Annotated in this window: 18 protein-coding genes; 2 read left to right on the forward strand and 16 right to left on the reverse strand. The window is 31.7% G+C overall.

Features of this window, described 5'->3' with window-relative positions:
• Nucleotides 1-25: 25 nt before the first annotated feature.
• The 10 genes from ASC41_RS04440 to bshC form a co-directional block, all read right to left on the reverse strand.
• On the reverse strand, nt 26-967 hold the full coding sequence (locus ASC41_RS04440; protein WP_055435431.1) for an NAD(P)H-dependent flavin oxidoreductase: 942 nt from the start codon (nt 965-967) through the stop codon (nt 26-28).
• 9 nt (nt 968-976) lie between these two features.
• The gene (gene mnmA / locus ASC41_RS04445) at nt 977-2,215 is read right to left on the reverse strand and encodes a tRNA 2-thiouridine(34) synthase MnmA (RefSeq protein WP_262494951.1); all 1,239 of its coding nucleotides are present in this window, start codon (nt 2,213-2,215) and stop codon (nt 977-979) included.
• A gap of 148 nt (nt 2,216-2,363) precedes the next feature.
• A complete protein-coding gene (locus ASC41_RS04450; RefSeq protein WP_055435433.1) occupies nt 2,364-3,068 on the reverse strand; it encodes a toxin-antitoxin system YwqK family antitoxin in 705 nt (234 codons plus the stop codon).
• A 150-nt stretch (nt 3,069-3,218) separates the two neighbouring features.
• Nucleotides 3,219-5,126, reverse strand: coding sequence for a membrane protein insertase YidC (gene yidC, locus ASC41_RS04455; protein WP_055435434.1), 1,908 nt, complete (start codon nt 5,124-5,126; stop codon nt 3,219-3,221).
• 150 nt (nt 5,127-5,276) lie between these two features.
• Nucleotides 5,277-6,893, reverse strand: a complete 1,617-nt coding sequence (locus tag ASC41_RS04460) for a CTP synthase (RefSeq protein ID WP_055435435.1) — start codon at nt 6,891-6,893, stop codon at nt 5,277-5,279.
• Nucleotides 6,894-7,208: 315 nt separating this feature from the next.
• Nucleotides 7,209-7,445 (reverse strand): DUF3820 family protein, encoded by a 237-nt coding sequence (locus ASC41_RS04465; protein ID WP_055435436.1) that lies wholly within the window; start codon nt 7,443-7,445, stop codon nt 7,209-7,211.
• The gene (locus ASC41_RS04470; protein ID WP_055435437.1) at nt 7,445-7,984 is read right to left on the reverse strand and encodes a DUF922 domain-containing protein; all 540 of its coding nucleotides are present in this window, start codon (nt 7,982-7,984) and stop codon (nt 7,445-7,447) included. Before ASC41_RS04470 ends, ASC41_RS04465 begins: the two co-directional genes overlap by 1 nt.
• A 41-nt stretch (nt 7,985-8,025) precedes the next feature.
• Nucleotides 8,026-10,002, reverse strand: a complete 1,977-nt coding sequence (locus ASC41_RS04475; RefSeq protein WP_055435438.1) for an amino acid ABC transporter substrate-binding protein — start codon at nt 10,000-10,002, stop codon at nt 8,026-8,028.
• Between the two features lie 280 nt (nt 10,003-10,282).
• Nucleotides 10,283-11,815 carry a glutamine-hydrolyzing GMP synthase gene (gene guaA, locus ASC41_RS04480; protein ID WP_055435439.1) on the reverse strand — a complete coding sequence of 511 codons (1,533 nt, stop codon included), beginning with the start codon at nt 11,813-11,815 and terminating at the stop codon, nt 10,283-10,285.
• Nucleotides 11,816-11,870: 55 nt separating this feature from the next.
• Entirely contained in the window at nt 11,871-13,466 is a 1,596-nt protein-coding gene (bshC, locus tag ASC41_RS04485; protein ID WP_055435440.1) for a bacillithiol biosynthesis cysteine-adding enzyme BshC, read from the reverse strand.
• A 130-nt stretch (nt 13,467-13,596) separates the two neighbouring features.
• Between bshC and ASC41_RS04490 the strand changes: the two genes are divergently transcribed.
• Entirely contained in the window at nt 13,597-14,856 is a 1,260-nt protein-coding gene (locus tag ASC41_RS04490; RefSeq protein ID WP_055435499.1) for a carboxypeptidase-like regulatory domain-containing protein, read from the forward strand.
• A gap of 1 nt (nt 14,857) precedes the next feature.
• Here the strand turns inward: ASC41_RS04490 and ASC41_RS04495 are convergent, their stop codons facing one another.
• Both ASC41_RS04495 and ASC41_RS04500 read right to left on the reverse strand, forming a co-directional pair.
• Nucleotides 14,858-15,550, reverse strand: a complete 693-nt coding sequence (locus tag ASC41_RS04495; protein ID WP_055435441.1) for a uracil-DNA glycosylase family protein — start codon at nt 15,548-15,550, stop codon at nt 14,858-14,860.
• Nucleotides 15,551-15,672: 122 nt separating this feature from the next.
• Nucleotides 15,673-16,395: a TRAFs-binding domain-containing protein gene (locus tag ASC41_RS04500; protein WP_055435442.1), complete on the reverse strand. Its 723-nt coding sequence runs from the start codon at nt 16,393-16,395 to the stop codon at nt 15,673-15,675.
• Between the two features lie 85 nt (nt 16,396-16,480).
• Between ASC41_RS04500 and ASC41_RS16585 the strand changes: the two genes are divergently transcribed.
• Nucleotides 16,481-16,612, forward strand: a complete 132-nt coding sequence (locus tag ASC41_RS16585) for a 30S ribosomal protein THX (protein WP_083477139.1) — start codon at nt 16,481-16,483, stop codon at nt 16,610-16,612.
• On the opposite strand, the gene yaaA is transcribed toward ASC41_RS16585, so the two are convergent.
• The 4 genes from yaaA to ASC41_RS04520 all read right to left on the reverse strand — a co-directional run bounded on the left by yaaA (nt 16,613) and on the right by ASC41_RS04520 (nt 20,246).
• Nucleotides 16,613-17,371: a peroxide stress protein YaaA gene (gene yaaA / locus ASC41_RS04505; protein WP_055435443.1), complete on the reverse strand. Its 759-nt coding sequence runs from the start codon at nt 17,369-17,371 to the stop codon at nt 16,613-16,615.
• An 85-nt stretch (nt 17,372-17,456) separates the two neighbouring features.
• Nucleotides 17,457-18,608 (reverse strand): erythromycin esterase family protein, encoded by a 1,152-nt coding sequence (locus tag ASC41_RS04510; RefSeq protein ID WP_055435444.1) that lies wholly within the window; start codon nt 18,606-18,608, stop codon nt 17,457-17,459.
• A gap of 26 nt (nt 18,609-18,634) precedes the next feature.
• A complete protein-coding gene (locus tag ASC41_RS04515; RefSeq protein ID WP_055435445.1) occupies nt 18,635-19,681 on the reverse strand; it encodes an RluA family pseudouridine synthase in 1,047 nt (348 codons plus the stop codon).
• Between the two features lie 7 nt (nt 19,682-19,688).
• Nucleotides 19,689-20,246, reverse strand: coding sequence for a PASTA domain-containing protein (locus ASC41_RS04520; protein WP_055435446.1), 558 nt, complete (start codon nt 20,244-20,246; stop codon nt 19,689-19,691).
• Nucleotides 20,247-20,283 lie beyond the last annotated feature (37 nt).

Raw genomic sequence — 20,283 nt, forward strand, 5'->3', positions numbered from 1 at the left:
AAATAGTCTCTACAAAATTAAGAGCTTACAAATTAACAGCATTAACCTTTGCTTCTTCAAACTCTAAAATCATTTCTTCTACTATTTCTGCTACCGGTTTAATAGTATGTATTAATCCTGCAATTTGTCCGATTTCTAATTCGCCATCTTCCAAATCACCTTCAAACATACCACGCTTTGCTCTCGCTCTACCTAACAACTCTTTTAGTTGCTCTGGTGTTGGCGCTGTTTTATAAAGTTCTTGCAACTCGTTAAAAAACTTATTTTTAACTAAACGTACAGGTGCTAATTCTTTTAATGTTAATTGTGTATCACCTTCTTTAGCATCTACAACAACTTGCTTAAAGGCTTGGTGAGCGCTTGACTCTTCGCTAGCAACAAAACGGCTTCCAACCTGTACGCCATCTGCTCCTAAAACCATACAAGCTAACATTGCTTTTCCTGTAGCAATACCACCTGCTGCAATTAACGGAATTTGCAATTGCTCTTTTACCATTGGTATTAAGGTAAGCGTTGTTGTTTCGTCTCGACCATTGTGTCCACCGGCTTCAAAACCTTCGGCAACAATAGCATCTACTCCTGCGTCTTGTGCTTTTAAAGCAAACTTTACACTACTTACAACATGTACAACAGTAATACCTCTATCTTGTAACCACTTGGTCCATGTTTTAGGGTTTCCTGCGGAAGTAAATACCACCTTCACACCTTCTTCTACAATAATGTCCATAATCTCAGGAACATTAGGATATAGCATTGGTACATTAACACCAAAAGGTTTATTGGTTGCTTTTTTACATTTCTGAATGTGTTCTCTTAACACATCTGGATACATACTTCCTGCGCCAATAAGACCAAGAATTCCAGAATTACTTGCTGCAGATGCTAGTTTCCAACCACTATTCCAAATCATTCCTGCTTGAATAATTGGGTGTTTTATATTGAAGAGTTTTGTTATTTTATTTTGCATGATTTTATATTAAGAAATTACTCCAGAACCAACCAATTCATCTTTTAAATACCAAGCTACAAATTGACCTTCGGTAATTGCAGATTGAAAGTTTTCGAACTCTACATATAAACCAGATTCCACTTTATGTAATGTTGCATTATCTAAAGGTTGTCTGTATCTAATTCTTGCTAAAACACTTAAAGTTTCTCCTGTTTTTAAAGTTAAATCTGGTCTCACCCAATGTAACTCGTCATTAGAAACAAATAATGCTTTTTTGTATAATCCCGGATGTCCTTTACCTTGTCCTGTGTAAATTACATTCTCTTTTACATCGGTATCGATTACAAACAAAGGTTCTACTTTACCACCAACAGATAAGCCTTTTCGCTGACCTTTAGTAAAATAATGAGCACCTTGATGCTTACCGACTATTTCTCCATCTGCAACAGTATACTTTGCTTTTCTAGACAGGTATTCTAGTTCTTCTATTTTAGAACTGAAAGACTTTGGAGCCTCATTATAATGCTCGTTATTCTTAGGGATTTCTACTATAACACCTTCTTTAGGTTTTAGCTGCTGCTGAAGGAAATCTGGCAAACGTACTTTACCAATAAAACATAAACCTTGAGAATCTTTTTTATCTGCTGTAATTAAATCTGCTTTTGCAGCAATTTCACGTACTTCAGGTTTTTGAAGCTCTCCAATAGGAAATAATGCTTTTGCTAATTGCTCTTGAGATAACTGACATAAGAAATAAGACTGATCCTTATTATTATCTTGTCCTGCTAATAACTGGAAGATTTCTTCTCCATCCTTCTCTACAACACCTTTTCTGCAATAATGTCCTGTTGCTACATAATCTGCTCCGAGATCTAAAGCAATTTTCATGAAGACATCAAACTTTATTTCCCTATTACAAAGTACATCTGGATTTGGTGTACGTCCTTTTTCATATTCATTAAACATATAATCAACAATACGTTCTTTGTATTGCTCGCTTAAATCTACTGTTTGAAAAGGGATTCCTAATTTTTCGGCAACCAACATAGCGTCGTTACTATCGTCTAACCATGGACATTCATCTGAAATGGTTACAGAATCGTCATGCCAGTTTTTCATAAAAAGACCAATAACTTCATAGCCTTGTTCTTTTAATAAATAAGCTGCAACGCTAGAGTCTACTCCTCCAGAAAGTCCTACGATTACTCTTTTTTTCATCTTTAATTTCGCCTTTCGACTGCGCTCAAGATAAACTTCAGCGGTAATCTTATTAATGTATTACAATATCATTTTTACAGATGATAAAGATAAATGTTTTTAAATTATTCTACAGACATTCTCTAAGGTTCGCAGAGATTCTCAGCGGAAATTTTGATAGCAACAAAAGTACTTACTTAAGATTGCCTATCGAAAACTAACTTTTCTTCTTGTAAGGGTTCTTACTACGTCTTGTAAAATCTTTTTCTTTATCAAGTTTACCATCTTTGTAAAACTTCCAAATACCGTGTCGTCTGTCTTTTTGATAAACACCTTCCATTTCTATAAGACCTTTAGAATTATATATCTTAGCAGGGCCGTGTAATTCTCCGTTTTGATAATTAAAGATTTTTAATATTTTTCCAGATTCTGAAAACCAACGCGATTCTCCTTCTACAATTCCCGATACAAAATTTTCTTGCTGTGCTAATTGTCCACTTAAATAAAAGGTTTTCTTTAAACCTTCAAGCTTACCTTTATTATCGTACAACTCCTCCGTCATTACAACTTTAGATTTGTTATGGTAATAAAGCCATTTACCAACATAGGTTTTACCACGCATTTTACCTTCGCTAATTAAGTTTTTAGTTGAAGAGAAAAACTTTACATCAGCTAAATCACTATTTTCATTAAAGGCTCTTGTTGCTGTTAGCACAGATTGTCCGTTTATGTTTTTATAAAACTTAAAAGTACCAACTTCTTGTCCGTGGTTAAACTCACCTTCGTAACGCAACACTTTTGTACCTTCAAAGTTTTTACTCCATTTACCATGACGGTTACCATCGGCATCCTTTTTATTGATGTCTTGAGCAAAAGAGATACTCGAGACTAAGACTAGAATTACAATTATTAGTTTGTTCATATTTTTTTTAATTTTATTGTGAATTTCTACCTGCGCAGGAATGACAAAATCAATGTATTATTAACGGTAAAACTATTACCGAATTGTATTAAACAAAAAAGCTGCCAAACTTTATTAATGAATGGCAGCTTTATAAAAAATTAATCTTTTTTATTTTTTATTACGCTTTTGCGTTTGCTTTTGTTGCTCTGCCTGCTCCATCATATCTTTCATTTTCTTCTGAAATTTACTTTCCTTTTTAGGCTTCGCTTTCTGTACTTGTATTTTAGCATGAATTTTATCTTCATCTAAAATATAATTTTTGATTACTAATAAAATACCAATACTAATTAAGTTAGAAATAAAGTAATATAAACTCAATCCAGAAGCATATTTATTAAAGAACACCATCATCATAATTGGTGCAAAATAAATCATGTATTTCATCATTTTAGCCATATCAGGCATACCTTCTTGTTGTGGTGCTGACATTTGTTGTTGTCCAGTTGTCATCTTCATATAAAAGAAAATTGCAATTGCTGCTAAAATTGGAAACAAACTAATATGATCTCCATAGATAGGAATATCTATTGGTAATTTTGCTATAATGTCGTAAGACGATAAATCGTCTGCCCAAAGAAATTTTTTCTGTCTTAAAGCGAAAGCTGTTGGAAAAAACATAAATAAAGCATAGAATACAGGCATTTGAATTAGTGCTGGTAAACAACCAGCTAAGGGACTCGCGCCTGCTTTATTCTGCAAGGCCATAGTTTCCTGCTGAGCTTTCATTTTATTGTCTTTGTGCTTCTCTTTAATGGCTTCCAATTCTGGTTTCAGAATCTTCATTTTCATTTGAGACAAATACTGCTTGTATTGTACAAAAGACATCGCTAATTTAATAAGCACTGTCATTACTATAATTGCAATACCAAATGGTAAATATGAACTTAAGAAACCAAATAACGGTATAAATAAAAATTCGTTTATCCAACCAAAAAGTCCCCAACCAAGAGGAATACTCTCTTCTAAATTCTTATCATAACTACTTAAAATTGTACTCTCTGTAGGACCGTAAAACAATCCGTAGTTTTCATTCAACTCATTTCCACTTAAAGCTAAAACAGTTTTAGCACCGTACTTTTTAGTGAATAAAGTATCTATTTTTTCATCTTCTACTAAATCTTTAGATGTTAGTGCTACCGATTTTATAGGTTTATCATTAGCCACTAATATAGAACTAAAGAAATGCTGTCTAAAAGAGAACCAATCTACATCTTCAACAGTTTCGTCATCCTCACCAGCTTGAGAAAGCTTATCTATATTCCCACCATCATGTTGGTAAGTTAAACGTGTGTAACGGTTTTCGTAACTTATACTTTGATCGTGACGTTTACTTGTTTGAGTCCAATCTAGTTTTACCTCTTGAGAACCATTAATTACATTATTTAAACCTTGAGATTTAATAGTAAAATCTATCATGTAATCGTTTGGTTTGATTACATATAAATATTCTAAAAACTTAGTTTCAGAAACTTTAAGCTTCATAGAAACCAAAGTATTTTCTCCGTTTTTAGTTACTTTAGATTGGAATGGTAAATCTCTAGTATTAAAAATACGACTATCTGAAGTTCCTAAATTAATATTGAAACTTGCGTTATTATCTTTTACTAAATAAATTGGAATAGAATCGAAATCTACAAATTTACTAAGCTTTACTTCTGATAAGTGACCACCTCTTTTAGAAAATGTTAATTCAAGTACACCATTATCTACTTTTGCATCTTGCGAAGGTAAACTTGCAGCATAAGCAAATACTCCTAATTTATTATTAAGCGCAACTTGTTGTAAAGAATCGTTTGGGTTAATATTAGTAAAATCGTCTGCCGTTGTTACTAATGTATCGTCTTGAGTAATAACAGCTTCTTTTGCTTTTTTATCTGCATCAATTTGCTCTTGCTTGGCTTTATCTGCAGCGATTTCTTCTGGTGTTGGCTGATTTTGCCACATCATAAATAATAAAATCCCAAATATAAGTACGAAACCTATTATCGATTTTACGTCTAATTTTTTTTCTTCCATATTATTTCTGCTATCTCGAAGTTTCGAGTGGTAATCTAGTTAGTATTCTCATATAAAAACCTGAATGTTAAAAAACAAACAGGTTTTATGTTTTCATAAAATTACTCTTCAAAAAGTAATCCGTTATTTTATTTATGCCAAACTGACATCTTATTTACTTTTCTTATGCTTTAAAGCTGCTGCTACAAATGCTACAAAAAGTGGATGTGGGTTAGACACTGTACTCTTATATTCTGGGTGGTATTGTACACCAACAAACCAAGGATGCGTAGGTATCTCCACTATCTCTACAAGACTTGTATCAGGATTTAAACCTGTAGCAATCATACCTTTTGCTTCAATTTGCGCTTTGTAATCGCTATTAAACTCATAACGGTGTCTGTGACGTTCCTTTATTGTTTCTGCATTATAAACTTTTCTAACAATACTATCGTCTGTTAATTTACAATCCCAAGCACCTAAACGCATAGTACCACCTTTATCTATAATGGTCTTTTGCTCTTCCATTAAATTAATAACAGGATTAGCTGTATTCTCGTCCATTTCTGTAGAGTTCGCATCCTTTAAACCTAGAACATTACGAGCAAACTCGATAACTGCCATTTGCATACCTAAACAAATTCCTAAAAACGGAATATTATGCTCTCGCACATACTTTACAGCATCAATTTTACCCTCTATACCACGTTCTCCAAATCCTGGCGCTACTAAAACACCATCTAAATGAGACAACATTGCCTTTGCATTGTCTCCGTTTAAATATTCGGAATGTATAGATTCTACATTTACTTTCACCTCATTCTCTGCTCCTGCATGAATAAAGGCTTCTAATATAGATTTATAACAATCTTGAAGTTCTACGTATTTACCAATTAAACCAATAGTAACTTCAGATTTTGGGTTTTTATGACGCTCTATAAAAGCGTTCCAATCTGTTAAATCTGGCGTATTACTTTCTAAACCTAATTTTCTTAGAACTACGGTATTTAAACCTTCTTCTAACATTAAATTAGGTACATCGTAAATAGTAGATGCATCTATAGATTGTATTACAGAATCTGGTGTTACATTACAGAAACGTGCTAGCTTATGACGAATATCTTGCGATAATTCGTGTTCTGTTCTACACACTAAAATATCTGCTTGCACACCACTTTCCATTAGTGTTTTTACACTATGTTGTGTTGGCTTTGTTTTTAATTCTCCAGCTGCAGCTAAATATGGAATTAAAGTTAGGTGTATTGCTAATGCATTATTCTCACCTAATTCCCATTTTAATTGTCTTACACTCTCTATGTATGGTAACGACTCGATATCACCAACAGTTCCTCCTATTTCTGTAATTACAATATCGTAATCTCCAGAACGTCCAAGAATTTGAATTCTTCGTTTTATCTCGTCTGTAATATGCGGAATTACCTGTACTGTTTTACCCAAAAATTCGCCACGTCGTTCTTTTTGAATAACACTTTGATAGATACGACCTGTAGTTACATTATTAGCCTGGCTTGTAGGTACGTTTAAAAAACGTTCGTAGTGACCAAGATCTAAATCTGTTTCTGCTCCATCGTCTGTAACGTAGCATTCACCATGCTCGTACGGATTTAGAGTTCCAGGATCCACATTTATATAAGGATCTAATTTTTGAATTGTAGTTCTGTAACCTTGTGCTTGAAGAAGCTTCGCTAAAGATGCTGCGATGATACCTTTTCCAAGTGAAGAAGTCACTCCTCCTGTTACAAATATGTATTTAGTTGTTGTTGCCATAGTGCGTTGTTAAACGCGAGCAAATTTACGATATTTTATGGAAAGTTATTAGTCTTTAAAGTTTTATTTTTAGATGAATTTATTCGTGTATAACTAACTTGTTTTATGAGTGTTTTTACACTTGAATTTTTATTGAAATGTTTTAACTTCGTAAGACATCAAGCATAGAACATTTGAGTGGTTTAGTATTGATATCATCAGTAAAAAATAAGTCATTATGAAGATGAAGGTATTTTTTAAAGAATAAAAAAAGCTAAACACGTTGCAAAATTCCTCTATCAATAGGAATTAAAAATCTTTACGTTTAAATACCTACTAAATCTTATCAAAGTTCTTTTGTATATTCTTAATAAGTCCTTCCAAACCGTTTAACTTCAACATATAAACAGTTTCTAGCATTTCGCCCAATTTTCCTTTTGGAAAACCTTTGTTGTGATACCAAACCACATAGTGTTCTGGTAAATCTATTAAGTATCTGCCTTCATATTTTCCAAAAGGCATTTTAGTGTGTGCTAATTTAATTAGAAACTGTTTATCTGGTTGAAGTTGCATTATTTAGATTTATATTTTTCTAATCGTTTTAATTCTTTATTTACAAAATCTACCCATTTTTGCTGTTCTGCTTTATTAATGGAGTAGTTACTTTCTGCATCGTAAAGTCTTTGCATTTTTTCTAAATCAATATTCGCTTGCTTTAATAAAGCATCCAGTTGCTTAGCAATTTTAGAAGACGCTTTTAATTTAGAAATTTGCTCTCTAAAACATCTAACATTTAGCTCAGTTATATTAAAGTGAAACTGCTCGTGCTTTAAAATGTGATTATTGACTACATCTTTTTTACGCCAAGAATGTTCGGGATAAAAATGTGTTAAAGCTTTAGTTTTAAATCCTATTACACCATGAACACTACTTTTCTCTATAGAGTAGCTAAAGGTAATCCCAGATGCTGTTACTGCTGCTGCATTAGAATTTCCGTCTGGTTCTCCTTTAAAGTCTTCCCATTTAAGTTGACGGTTTTCATCCCATATAAATTCTTGTGCATTACTTTTAACGCACAATAAAAAAGTAACGATTATAAAAAGCTTTGTCATAAATATAATTATAATCTACTAAAACGAAAGAACAGCTTAGCTTATTGCTTTACTTCTTCAATAACCAAATCGTTATAATTTACGATATAAACACTTTCGTTATAATGACCTCCAAACAACTTCTTTTTATAGGCGAATTTATTTTCGATGTAAGACGTCATTGGAGTATCTTCTACAGATTGATATAAATCTGGAGACGTTACTAAACGTAACGCTACATCCATTGTTAAATCGAAACCACGAATAGCATATTTATTTGGTGAAATATTATATTCTTTCTCGTATTTTTTCACAAACGAATTACTAGATTCCGAATTTAATATTTTTGAAATTGAAGGATATGTAAAATGAAGATTAGACAAATGGTAGTTTGAAACTTCTTCGTCTTCGAAAGCTTTATTTTGATTTGTTGTTGTTAAAGTAATTGTAGTTCCTTTAACTTGTAAGCCATTAAGAATACTTGCTACATTAGATACAAAACCTGCATTATTTGTTTCTAAGAACACAACGTTATTTCCTGGTTTAATAACATTTATTAAATCTTGCTCTATAATAAAATAAGCATCTTTTTTAGTTTTCTTATCTAAACGAGAACTTACTAATTTTGCATTAGCAAATTTTCCTTTTAGCATGTTGCTTGTCGCTTGGCTTTTTCTATCTGAAATCACTACAATTTTAGCTAACGAATCTCTTTTAAAATAATCTACAATTTTTGTTTTTAGATCGTTAGTATCTGGCCTTGATTGAAACACGTTACGTCCAACATTTACATTACTCATAATAGGAGAAACTACTGGTACACTATGGCGTTCTAAACCGTTTGCTGCTGCATTAAAATTATTAGCCAATAACGGGCCAATAACTGCATGAGTTTCAGAAAAATCGTTACGACTTATAATAGCATTAACTTCGCTTAATCTGTTTTGTGTATCGTAAACATCTATTTTAAGGTTAACACCTAATTTTTTAAGAGAATCGAATGCTACTAAAACACCGGTGTAAAAATCTAAAGTGATTCCTAAAGTTCTATCGTTTTTAATTTTACGTTTTGTATCGTAAATAGAATCTGCATTTATTTTATTAAGTGTAAATGGTAACATAACTGCTATGTTTTTTACATTTAAATCTGATACGTTGTTAGATAGTTTTATTATTTCATCGGTATTATCTATAACACCGCCTTTTGCAAAACTACTTTCTATTTTATCTACAGACTTATCGAATGGGACTTTTAATATCATTCCTTCTTTTAGACCTGTAGTCGCTAATTCTGGATTTAAGCCTTCTAATTCTGCCTGCTCTAGACCTAATTTCACTTTTAATCTGTAAAACCCTTCTTTTGGTAAAACCTTATAATAGCTATATTTTTCGTCTACAACTTTAACCGCTTCAGTTTCTAAGTTAGGTACATTTATAATTTGTCCAGACTTTAACATCCCAGACATATTAGGGTTTAATGCCTCTAACTCTTCTACAGTAATACCATATTTGTAAGCTATTCGCCATTTACCATCCTTTGGTTGTACTGTGTATTTTGTATTTAAATTTGAACTAACATCTACATAATTAATAACCTTTTTATATACTGGAATCTGTAATCTATCTCCTTTTTTAAGGTTATTAGCATACAAAAAATTGTTATGCTTTTTTAGATCCTCAATTTCTATATCATACTTTTGAGAGATACTAAATAAGGTTTCTTTTCGTCTTGTTTTGTGCTTAGTATATTTATCGAAAGTCTTCTCAACTACTTTCTCCTTTTCTGGTATTGTTGTAGTTGTTGCAGTAGATGTTGAAACTGTGCCAGTTTTAGGAATGATTAAAATTGAATTTAGACTTAGTTTCTCTCTCGAATCTGGATTAAGTTTATAAATATCTGATGTAGACACCTTATATTCTTTTGCTATTGATTCTACTGTTTCTCCCGATTTAACTCTATGCGTATTATATTTTTGTGCATTTGCTGTAGCACAACTAAATATTACTAATAGACTAAGTATGTAAATTATTTTCTTCATATGTTTATTATACGTTCAAAGCTGCGTTAGCGGTTGTAATGGCATCCTTTTTTTTCTCTTAAATTAATATTCTTTCTTAAAATGAAAAAAATATTAGTTTAAAAGACACTAAAATAAGTTCAGCTAAAAAAAAAGATACAATGGAAAACGCGACCCTTGTGGTAACGCCCAACTTCTTAATACTAATTTTATGTCTTAAAAAATGCTGTAATTATTAACTACAGCATTTTAATATACTTTATTTCTTACTATTTAAAGTGGCTCCTTTTTACAAGGTGTTTTATTCCCACTCAATAGTTGCTGGCGGCTTACTACTAATGTCGTAAACTACTCTATTAACGCCTTTTACCTTATTTATTATATCGTTACTTGTTTTTTGTAAAAACTCGTATGGTAAATTTACCCAGTCTGCCGTCATACCATCGGTACTTTCTACGGCTCTAAGTGCTACACATTTTTCGTATGTACGCTCATCTCCCATTACACCAACACTGTTTACTGGCAATAAAATTGCGCCTGCTTGCCATACTTTATCGTATAAACCAGCGTCTCTTAATCCGTTAATAAAAACAGCATCAACTTCTTGTAAAATACGCACTTTTTCTGGAGTAACATCTCCTAAAATTCTAATTGCCAAACCTGGTCCAGGAAAAGGATGACGCCCTAAAAGCGTTGGATCCATATCCATTGAAGCCCCTACTCTACGTACCTCATCTTTAAATAAGGCTTTAAGTGGCTCTACAATTTTAAGTTTCATAAAATCTGGTAATCCTCCTACATTATGATGACTTTTAATTGTTGCGCTTGGTCCTCCTGTTGCACTTACACTTTCTATAATATCTGGATAGATTGTGCCTTGTGCAAGATAGGTTACGTCTTCAATTAAATTTGCTTCTTGATCGAAAACCTCAATAAAAGCATTTCCTATTGCTTTACGTTTTTCTTCTGGATCGCTCTTTCCTGCTAGTGCATCCAAAAAGCGTGCCGAAGCATCTACACCTTTAACGTTTAAGCCCATACCTTTGTATTGCTCTAATACGTCTGTAAATTCGTTTTTACGTAATAAACCGTTGTTTACGAAGATACAATATAGATTTTCGCCAATGGCTTTATGCAATAACATGGCTGCTACCGAAGAATCTACTCCTCCAGATAAACCTAGTACCACTTTATCGGTTCCTATTTTTTCTTGTAATGCTTCTACCGTTTCACCTACAAATGCATTTGGTGTCCAATCTGGATTTACATTTGCAATGTCTACTAAAAAGTTTTCTAGTAATTGTTTTCCATCTGTTGAGTGGTAAACTTCTGGATGAAACTGAATAGCGTATGTAATTTCGCCTTCTATTTTGTACGCTGCATTTTTAACATCGTGCGTACTTGCTAATAATTTACCGTTGGTTGGCAAACTTTTAATTGTATCACTATGGCTCATCCACACTTGACTTCCTGCAGATATGTTTTTTAAAAACGCATCTTCTTCTACAAAACTTAAGTTTGCACGGCCGTATTCTCTAGTATTAGATTCGGCAACTTCTCCACCAGAAAAGTGTGCTAAATACTGAGCACCATAACAAACTGCAAGCATTGGTTTTACACCACGAATACCTTTTAGCTCTGGATGAAAAGCATCATCAGACCTAACAGACATTGGGCTTCCCGAAAGAATAACCGCCTTATAGTCGTCTAAATTGTTTGGAATTTTATTGAATGGAAATATCTCTGAATAGATATTTAATTCTCTAACTCTACGCGCAATAAGTTGTGTGTATTGCGATCCGAAATCTAAAATAAGTACTTTGTCGTGTTGCATACGCAAAAATAGTAATAGATTTCTAAATTACGAATGCAGAATTGTGAATTTTGAATTAAATTGTTAACACTGTAAACTCTCCTTTTAATGGCTCTAAGTTTTTTACTAATTCTGGAATTAATTCTGTCCCAAACTCAAGGTAAAGCTCACTAAAATTGGTATTTCGCTCTTGTAAACTGTTATTAGGAAATAGTTGATTTTGAAGATCTGTCATGCGCTCGACCTGATCTTTTAGTTTTCTTTTTTGAGCTGTTAACAATCTTTTTTCAAGATTTACTAAACCATTAACTTGTTTTTTCTCTTGTGCAGAAACTGCTCCAACAAAAGAATCGTCGGTTTGCTTAGCCAATTCGTATAAATCTTTAAACTGATTTTTTAAATGATTTATTTGTTCTGAAAAATCGATATCGATATTAGAAATCGTTCTTACTTTTTTATTTATGAAAGACTCTCTTTTTAAGAAAATGTCTTTGTTCGAGATGTTTAACTTTACTAATTTATCGGCTTGCTGCTTGGTTTTTATTAACACCGAATTACGCAGCAGCAACATAGGAAACACCACGTTATGAGCCTCGAAATTAGATTTTAATTGAAACCAATAGGCTAATTCTCCTCCTCCTCCAATATAACATAGGTTTGGTAAGATTACTTCTTGATATAATGGTCTTAAAATTACATTTGGCGAAAAATGTTCTGGGAAGTCATGGACTTCTTTTAGTATCTCACTCTTACTCCAACTTATATTTGTGTTTAAAACTTTATATATACCGTTTTCTAAAACTATACGTTCTCTTATATTTTTGGTTATATAAAAAAGATTTATTGCTCTTGGATTTACTTGTATTCCAAAATCTAAAGCTTCTATTTTAGCATTTGTTTCTAGAACTTTTTGTTCTGAAATTTGCTCTATTAATTCCTTTTCTACATGCGGAATAAATAATTGCTTTAATTCTTTATTATTAGCTTCAACAATTACTAAACCATAGTCTGCAAATAAATTGTTTGCTATATATTTAGTTGCTTTTGCTAGATTATCGTGTTTTAAATAAGCGTTTTTAAAAAGTTTTCGAAGTGTATCGGCATTTCTTCCAACACCTAATTCTTTAGAAAAAGTATTGAAAACTTCTTCTAATCCTTGGGTATTAAGCTCTCCAACTGCTCCAGATGCGTCTCTATTCCATTGTATTTTTTTTCCTTTAAAATTGAAATAGTTTATTTCATCGAAATCATGATCTTCGGAAGCCATCCAATAGATAGGGACAAAATTATTTTCGGGATATTCAGCTTTTAATTGCTTTGCTAAATTTATAGTGGATACAATTTTATGTAAAAAATATAATGGTCCAGTAAATAAATTTAACTGGTGACCTGTAGTTACTGTAAATGTTTTACTGTCTTTAAGCGCTGTAATATTATCTAAAGTGGCTTGAGAAGCTTCAGTGTTTTTATATTGTTTTTTTAAAACATCAACTAAAATAGTTCTTGTTTCTTGCTTAAAAGAAGTACTTTTTTCTTCTATTTGAGCTTTAAAATTTTCTAGCTTAGGAAAACGATTATAGAATGGCTTTAGCGTTTCAGCTTCAGCTAAATAATCACAAATAAGTTGAGAAAAATATCCAGTGTCTTTAAACGAAATACAGTCTGATGGCATATATAATTGATAAGTATGTGTAAATATAAGATTCTTTATACTAAGTAGACTCTTAAAATTAACATAAAAAGCGAGTGGAAATATGTTAAAAACAACTAACTTTAAATGGTATTTTTATACACTAAAAATTATGAAAAACTTAAATATTAGTCCGTTAAATCAAAGAATTACTACTGTTGTCTTTTTACTAATATCCTGTCTTTGCTTCTCGCAAAACAGTTTAGAATACAAAGGAAAAGTTATTGATACAGATTCTAATAAAGCATTAGGGTTGGCAGATTTAATTATTATTGGCACCAATATTAGTACCGTAACTAATAACGAAGGAGAGTTTTTACTTAAAGTCCCAATTGCACATAAAGACAAAGCTGTTTTAGTCTCTTATTTAGGGTATAAAAAATTACAAATACCACTTTCTGAATTAAAGAAAAAAAACTCTAAAATAGAACTAATTGTAGCAGCAACTGTATTAGCGCAAATAGATGTTAATGCTCCTAAAGATGCAGAAACATTAGTAAAAAAGACGTTAAGCTTAAAAGCTGAAAATTATTTAAATGCAGAAACTGTTATGACTAGTTTCTATAGAGAAACGATTAAGAAAAGAAACAAGAACGCATCACTTTCTGAAGCTGTTTTAGAAATACACAAACAACCTTACACTACAAATAAAAAAGATGCTATTAAGCTAATTAAAGCACGAAAAAATACTGACTACACTAGATTAGATACTTTAGCCTTAAAATTACAAGGCGGCCCTTTTAGTGCATTACATACAGACATTATTAAATACCCTGAGTACATTTTTAATAACGAAGATTTTAAAGATTATAATTTTAGTTTTAGTAAGTCTACGCAAATAAATAACAAATTAGTTTTTGTTGTGAGTTTTGTGCAAAAGGAGAATATTACAAGACCAATGTATTATGGTAAGCTCTATATTGATGCCGAAGATTACGCTTTAACAAGTGCTGTATATAATCTTAATGTAAGTAATAGAGAGCAAGCAAGCGCACTATTTGTAAAAAAGAAACCTAGTAAAGCTACCGTATATCCTAGCGAAGCTTCCTTTCGTGTAAACTACAGAGTTAAAGATGGTAAATGGTATTTTGGCTACAGCAACATCTTTTTAACCTTTAAAGTTAAATGGGATAATAGATTGTTTAATAGCCGTTATACCTTACATAGTGAGATGGCAATTACAGATTGGAATAACAACACTACGGAGTTTGTTAACAGACCAAAAAACAGATTAAAACACCATACTATTTTAGCCGATGAAGCCTCAGGTTTCTCCGATCCTGAGTTTTGGGGAGAATACAATATTATTGAACCCGAAAAATCTATTGAATCTGCTATTAAGAAAATTAATAAACACCTGAAAAAATCTTAATTTAAAGGTATTCGCTATACTGAAGCACTCTAAAATCGAACGTATTAAATTTAGGATTAGTAGCTTTAAGTTGTTTATATAATGGATTACTGCCTATAGAAATATTTGCTGCTCCAGAAGACGAAGTTAACGAGACTGTTTTAATAATTCTATTCTTGCTTTGTAGAGATTCTATACTGCATTCTGAATGACATACTAACTCAAACTGATGAACTCTTGGTGTTTCGTTTGAAACCAATTCTAGCTTTATATTGTAGTCTTTTATATGTTTTCTAAAGAAATACTCTGGACCATTTTTAGATTTTCCGCCAATAAATATAATTGTTTCTATACTTGGATATTGTTTTATATAACCAATTACATCGCGAAGTATAATGTTTTGCATTCCAATATCTGATGCATCAATTTTCTCACGTTCACAACTTTCTACAATATCGCAAACACCAATTTTGTGTTTAATTAAAAAATCTTGTCTTTGTTTAATTGCTTCGCTAGATTGATCGTAACGCAAATTAAGATTATGAATCTTCTCTATAAACAACCACAAACTATTATAATAACTACCATAACAGAAATTTACATCTTTCTCTAAAAGATTTCCTGTAGTAAATCTTGGCGGTGGCAACGTACCAACAATAAGCTTTTTTGTGTCGTTTTTTATGAATGGTTTATATGGATGTTTGTGTTGAAACATATATTTCCTGCGAAGGCAGAAATCTTTTTAAATTATTCTCTTGCTAAGCATTTGCTTTTTTTTAGTGGATTCCTGACTTCGCAGGAAGGACTACAAATCATTTAACACACTTACTAGAAATATTATAGTGTTTTTAACAGCTTCTCAACTTCGTTGATTGTTGCTCTGTATTTGCTTTTGTTAGGCTTTGTCATGTGTTGAGATTCTATTGTTATTTCGCTAAGAATCTCTTTTGCTGCTTCAATTTTATCACTTTCAATATAAAATTTAGCCAATACTAAACGTTCGCTATAGTTTGAATAGCGTTGATCTATCGCTTTTAAATATTTTTCGGCAGCTTCAGACTGTCCTGTTTTATCTAATGCTAGTCCGTAGATAAATTCTGATTTCGATTTACTAAATTCCGGGTGCTTCTTTAGTTCTTCCGCGTAAGCGATTGTTTTGTTATAATCTTTTAAACTATAGTAAGCAGCTATTAATTTTTCTAATATGAAATACTTATTCTGAGTTTCGTCTTTTAAAGCGACTTCGTAATGCGTGATTGCATTTTTAAAATCTTTCATTTCGAACAAAGCATCTGCCAGCTCTAATCTGTTTTGAAAGGTTTCGGAAAACTGAAGTTTCTTCTCTAGGTCCTTAACGCGTTTTGTTGGTATTAAAACCGATGTTAAGTTTTCTTTTATAATTGCAGCATCACGCTTATTATAAACCTGAGTAATTAGGTATATAATTGAACCAATTGCTGGCACAAATAAGATAAGAAATATCCAATAATATTGGTTTCTATTCTTAATTACATGATAAATACAAAATACTTGTAGTGCAACAATTAGGTAATAATACATTAGTTAAAATTAGTTTAAAGCTCTAAATATAGTAAAGAAAGCCTCAAAATATTAGTATCTTCAAGGAAACCAATAACAAAATTAAATGGGAAGAGGAGATAAAAAGACAAAACGCGGAAAAATTAATAGAGGAACTCACGGTGTGAGAAGACCTAAAATTAAAAAACGTGTTAGACCAGAAACCAAAATTGAAATTACTAAAAAAATTAAGCCTTAATTATCTAGTAAAAATAAGATGATTTTCGGTTGAAAGCTCATCGCTTAAACCATAACCTTCGGTTGTAAATCCTTTTAAATCGTCTATTGTTTGTGCATTAGTGTCTACAATATATCTAGCCATTAATCCTCTTGCTAGTTTAGCATAGAAGGCAACAATTTTATATTTACCATCTTTAAATTCTTTAAAATCTACAGTTATAACTGGCACTTTTAACGCCTTTACATCTATAGCTTTAAAATATTCTTTACTTGCTAAATTTACAAAAACCTCATCGTCTTCTAATTCTTTATTTAAAGCGGTTACCACATCTTTTTTCCAGAATTCGTAAAGGTTCTTTTTTGTTGCAATTGGTAATTTTGTACCCATTTCCAATCTATACGCTTGCATTAAATCTAATGGTTTTAAAACACCATATAAACCGGAAAGGATCCTTACTTTATCTTGTAGTACTTCTATTTTATCTGCCGGTATTGTATAAGCATCTAAACCTCTATAAACATCACCACTAAAAGCATAAACTGCTTGCCTTGCATTGTCTTTAGTAAATGGTAATTGCCAATCTTGATTACGCTCGTAGTTAAGTTGCCCTAAAGCATCACTAACATGCATTAATTCTGAAATTGCCTTAGCGGACTTCTTTTTAAGCACTTTGCTAATACGCTCTGACTGATTTAAAAATTGAGCTTCGGTTGTTTTTTCTGTTGGTAATTTACTTTCAAAATCTAAAGATTTTGCTGGTGACAATACTAGTTTCATAAATTCTTTTTTCTACTACGAATTTACAATAATATGAGTGCTTTTAAAATACCATTAACAAAGATTTATTCTATTCTAAAATAGGCTATTCTAATTTTCGCTCAGGATATGCTACTGCCTCTCCTTTAGAAATAAAGACTAAAGCATCAAAGTGTTTAAACCAATTGGTTTTATGCTTATTTAAATTAAACATTCCCACATACTCTTTGTCTTTGTATTCAGGATTATCGCTAATAAGCTGCTTAGAATCTATAAAATAATTTTTATCAATTGAAGGTAAAAAATGAAGTAAATTATTCTCGTCCTTACTCATTTTCTCTAACCATTTAGGTTTTCTCCATTGCGCAAAAACAGATGAAACAGCAATATGATAAGAAATATCAGGATTTAAATTTACAAATTGACTGCCCATGGTTTGACCTTTCATAAACTTATATTCATGCTTTGCCATATGTGCATTTGCTAACCAAACAATAAACTTTTTCTCAGGATTTGTTTTAATAAGAAAGTCTAGATTTCTAGCCATTTGGCGATCTCTAATTGGTATTCCCTTGTTATTACTTTTGTGTGTTGAATTTATTAAAATATCACTTTTGTAACTTTCTAAGAATTGAAACCAAAGCTTATCTTCAATAACTTTATTGTCTTTTAATAGCCTTTCTACTTCACGGAGCAAATAGGCTAAATTATCTTTACCAACTACTTTATTAGCCTTTTTTCTGTTTTTGATATAGATTTCTGTTGTTTTTATAAAGTTTTCATCAAAATCAATAACATTAGTCTTTAAAAACTCTTCTAATTTAATTGCGAAATTATTTTGAGTATAAATAGAATACAGTTGATTATCGAAGCCCCAAATAGTAACGTTATGCTCTTTTAAAAATTCAAAAAGTGCTTTGCACTGTATTGAACCTGACCAAAAATAGAATAAATCACTTTTATTGTGATTGAAATAAAGTGCAAAAAAATCACTCTCGAAAGCAATATTTTTATATCCTTTTTCTAACACTAAATACTTTACAAATTCTGTTTTAGCTAAAAAATCTGATCCAAAGCTATGTTGTGCTTCTCCTAAAAACACAACTTTTTTATCAGTTAAATTATTATCGATTACATCTTTAACATCTCTAGTTAAAAGATTTTGCATGGAATCTAACTCGTAAATATTCTTATCTAATTGAGCTAAAACAGAATTTAAACCCAAAACTATAAAAAATATTGCTACAACCTTCCTCATAATATAAACCTACTAACTACATCAATTTAAGCCTCTAAATGCGTACTATAACCTCTCCACTTCTCTATACATTCATGCATGTCTTGAGGTATTGGAGCTTCAAAACTCATAAACTCATTTGTTACTGGATGTACAAAACCTAATGTTTTAGCATGTAGTGCTTGACGTGGTAATATTTTAAAACAGTTATCTACAAATTGCTTGTATTTGGTAAATGTTGTTCCTTTTAAAATACGCTCACCACCATAACGCTCATCGTTAAATAAAGTGTGCCCAATGTGTTTCATGTGCACACGAATTTGGTGTGTTCTACCAGTTTCTAGCTTACAAGCCACTAAAGTTACATAAGTTAAACGCTCTAAAACTTTATAATGTGTTACTGCGTGTCTACCTTTATCTGCATCATCATCAAAAAACACTGTGTTTTGTAATCGGTTTTTAGGATGACGCCCAATGTTACCTTCTATAGTACCTTCGTCTTCTTGCATATTTCCCCAAACAATAGCAACATACTCGCGTTCGCTAGTTTTGTCTTTAAATTGCTTAGATAAATGTGCCATTGCTTTTTCGGTTTTAGCAACAACTAATAGTCCACTAGTGTCTTTATCTATTCTATGTACTAATCCAGGTCTATCACTAGAATTTTTAGGCAAGTTTTCAAAGTGATAAATTAATCCGTTAATTAAAGTTCCAGAATAGTTTCCATGTCCTGGATGCACTACAATTCCTGCAGGTTTATTAACTACCAAAAGTGTTTCGTCTTCGTAAACGATGTCTAAAGGCATATCTTCTCCAACCAATAAGTTTTCGAAAGGAGGATGCGATAGTAGTACTCTTATTTTATCTTCTGGCTTAACCTTATAGTTAGATTTTACTGCGATGTCGTTTACGTAAATATGTCCGTCTTTAGCTGCTGCTTGAATTTTACTTCTAGTTGCATTTTCGACTTTATTCATAAGCCATTTATCTATACGTAAAGGTGACTGCCCTTTATCTGCTATAAATGCGTGGTGCTCGTAAACTGTTTCTCCAGCTTCGTTTTGCTCTGGTAATTGTGGTGTATATTTATCCATTTAAAATTTAGTTAGGACGGTTACCATTTCCTAAAACAACATCTATTTTAGAGTGTTTTGGTAGTAAAGTCCCAGGTTTTAAAACCTTGCCTTCAAAACGTAAGTTTAACACTTCGTCTTTACCTATATTGTCTACATATGTTTTCTTACCTATTTCAAAATTTAAAGCCTCTAAAGTAGGCCTAGCTTGACGAAACGTACGGTTAACAATATTTGGTACTGGTATTTTTCTATATCCTGAAGGATTAAGTGTTAGGTATATTTTTCTATTTTCTTTTACATTTTCTCCTGCCGGAGGTTCTTGTTCTATAACAGAATATTTAGGATAATCTGGATTAAAATTAGCAGAATCCTGAATTTCCATAACTAGATTGTTTTCATCTAATTCTATTTTAGCAACATCTATAGACTTTCCTGTTAAATTTGGAACAACTTCAAAGTTACCGTGATTAGTGGTAATATTTAACCACTTAATAATAATAAAGCATAAAACTAATAGTGCAATTAAAGCTAAGGCAAGCTGCTTAAAAAACGTTTTACTTGTTAGAAATTTAATAATACTCATTGGTTAATTTTAATTAAAAGAGGTTAAAAGCTTTATC

It is taken from the genome of Lacinutrix algicola (genome assembly GCF_001418085.1).
In the GTDB taxonomy this organism is placed as follows: Bacteria; Bacteroidota; Bacteroidia; order Flavobacteriales; family Flavobacteriaceae; genus Lacinutrix; species Lacinutrix algicola.